The sequence below is a fragment of the Actinomyces acetigenes genome (genome assembly GCF_031296635.1).
Lineage (GTDB): Bacteria > Actinomycetota > Actinomycetes > Actinomycetales > Actinomycetaceae > Actinomyces > Actinomyces acetigenes.
Genome location: NZ_JASPFC010000080.1, coordinates 1 through 2439 on the forward strand (window position 1 = coordinate 1; position 2439 = coordinate 2439).

The 2439-nt window shown below is 69.1% G+C and carries 4 protein-coding genes; all 4 read left to right on the forward strand.

The genetic code is table 11. The features are described 5' to 3' along the window. Window positions 1-387, forward strand: a 387-nt coding sequence (locus tag RIV14_RS13510; protein WP_309325244.1) for a nucleoside recognition domain-containing protein, incomplete at its 5' end; no start/stop codon positions are given. A gap of 83 nt (window positions 388-470) precedes the next feature. Next, window positions 471-1007, forward strand: a complete 537-nt coding sequence (locus RIV14_RS13515) for a NifU family protein (RefSeq protein ID WP_075371056.1) — start codon at window positions 471-473, stop codon at window positions 1005-1007. Between the two features lie 231 nt (window positions 1008-1238). Further along, window positions 1239-1622, forward strand: coding sequence for a FeoA family protein (locus RIV14_RS13520; RefSeq protein ID WP_070661962.1), 384 nt, complete (start codon window positions 1239-1241; stop codon window positions 1620-1622). Then, on the forward strand, window positions 1619-2439 hold an 821-nt coding region (locus tag RIV14_RS13525), incomplete at its 3' end, for a FeoB small GTPase domain-containing protein (RefSeq protein WP_309325245.1). The genes RIV14_RS13520 and RIV14_RS13525, both read left to right, overlap by 4 nt.

The following is a 2439-nucleotide window of genomic DNA, read 5'->3' on the forward strand; positions in this document are numbered from 1 at the left end:
GTCCAACCGGTCTTCGAGCCACTGGGCTTCGACTGGCGCATCAACGTCGCCACCCTGTCCTCACTGGCAGCCCGCGAGACCTTCGTGGCCACCCTCGGACAGATCGCCGCCGCCGAGGACCCCGAGGAGCCCGCCGCCCACCTGGCCACAATGACCTACCAGCAGGACACCCTGACCAACAAGGCCGGCGATCTCCTGTTCAACCCGGCCACCGTCATTGCGATCCTCGTGTTCTTCGTCTACGCCCTACAGTGCATGGCCACAGCCGGTGCAATGCGCCGCGAGACCGGCACCTGGAAGTGGCCAATCATCGCCTACACCTACATGTTCGTCACCGCCTGGATCATGGCGGCCCTCAGCCGCGCACTCGTGGCAGCCTTCATGTAGGCGGAGCAGAACGAAGCAGCAACCAGGACGGTGCCCCCATCGACGGTGGGGGCACCCCGGACAGCAGGAGAGGTGAGGCAGCCGTGCCCGTCGTTCCCACGCACCCGACAACCACGCCGGACCCCGACGTGCTGCGATGGGTCATTCCCGACGGCCTGCTGCCCTTCACCGGGGAAGTCGCCCAGGCCCCGGCGCTTCTCCAGGAGCTCATGGACGACGGCACCCTGCGCTCGGTGAGGGTCGACGGCGGCGGGGTGCTCACCCTCCTGGGAACCGGCCACGACTGGCACACGGAGGGGGCCCGGGTGCGATCCGCGCTGGTCGACGCCCTGGGCGCCCCGAAGTCGTGGAAGGGCGCCGCCACCGCCCGCGCCTCCGGCCCCGACGACGCCCTGGAGGCCGCCGCCCGACAGATCGCCGACGGCTCCCTGGGGACCTTCGTCAACAGCCACGGGGGCGCGCTCGTGGTGCACTCGGTGCGCGACGGCGTCGTCGAGATCGCCATGGAGGGGGCCTGCGACCACTGCCCGGCCGCGGAGATCACGATGCACGCGCGCTTCGAGCACCTGCTGCGGCGCCGCTGCCCCTGGCTGGTCGAAGTCCGCCGAGTTGATGAGTAATTCTTCCCCGAGCCGGGCATTTTTCGCGTAGCCCTACAGAAAAACGGTAGGGCTACGCGAAAAATGCCCGGCTCGGCGCGTGGCGGACGTGGACCCGTCCCCTGATCTGTGTCGGAGACACCTCAAGAACCTGAAGATAGCAAAGCCTTACCTTAGACTGTCATGGTTGGTGCGCAAGCCCGCATCACGACCGATAACAGACTCAAGGATCCGAGGAGCTCCGAGGGCAACATGGCGACTGCAGTCTCACACCACGGCACGACGACGCCGGTCGGCACCGGCGGCACCCCGCCTTCCGCGCACACGTCCCTATCCGACCTGCGTCTGGGAACCAGCGGCAGGGTCATCGGCCTGCAAGAGGACACGGCCGACGACCCCATCTCCAAGCGGCTGAGCAACCTGGGCTTCGTGCCCGGCCGGACCGTGACGCCGTTGCGCCGCGCCCCGCTGGGCGACCCGGTGGTCTATCTCGTCGCCGACTACGAGCTGTGCCTGCGCCGCCACGAGGCTCGCATGGTCCAGGTCGAGGTCCTCACCGAGGCCGAGGACGACGTCGTCGAGCCCCTCACCAGGCAGCAGGCCGCCACCCCCGAGCGTCAGGAGCAGCTCCCATGAGCGACCACTGCGCACACTCCGAAGTCGCCGGCGCCCCCGACTGCCACTGCGGATCCTCCAGCTCCAAGACCCTGGTGGCCGACGCCCCACGCGTCGCCCTGGCAGGCGCTCCCAACGCCGGCAAGACCTCCATCTACAACGCCCTGACCGGCCTGCGCGCCAAGACCGGCAACTACCCCGGTGTCACCGTGACGCGTTCACTAGGGACCTGCCGGATCGGCGAGACCAGCTTGACCATTGAGGACCTGCCGGGCGCCTACTCCCTGGACCCGATCAGCCCCGACGAGCAGATCGTCCACGACGTCCTCACCGACACCTCGCAGGGCGTCTCCGTTCCCGACGCCCTCGTGGTCGTCGTCGACGCCACGACGCTGCAGCGCGGCATGAACTTCATCGCCGAGGCCCTGTCCCTGGGGCTGCCGACCTGCCTGGCAGTCACCATGACCGACGAGCTCACGCGGCGCGCCGGACGCCTGGACGTGGCGGCCCTCGGGCAGGCCCTGGGGATCCCCGCCGTGCGGGTCGTCGGCAACCGCGGCATTGGCATCCCCGAGCTGCGCAAGCGCCTCACCGAGCTCTCCGAGTGGCAGCGCCCGCCACTGCCCGCGCCGACGACACCCACCGAGGTGGCCTCCTGGGCCGACTCCATCCTGGCCGCCGCGGACTACCAGGCGCCCCAGCAGGACCGCATCACGACCGTCGTCGACCGGGTCCTGCTCAACCCCGTCCTGGGGTCCCTGGTGTTCTTCGCCATCATGTACATCTTCTTCCAGGCGATCTTCACCTGGGCCGAGCCTTTCAAGGGCGCCATCGAGGA

What these genes read in the sequence shown, in the direction of transcription:
- RIV14_RS13520 (WP_070661962.1), top strand. Translation starts at nt 1,239, where the DNA reads ATGGCGACTGCAGTCTCACACCACGGCACGACGACGCCGGTCGGCACC.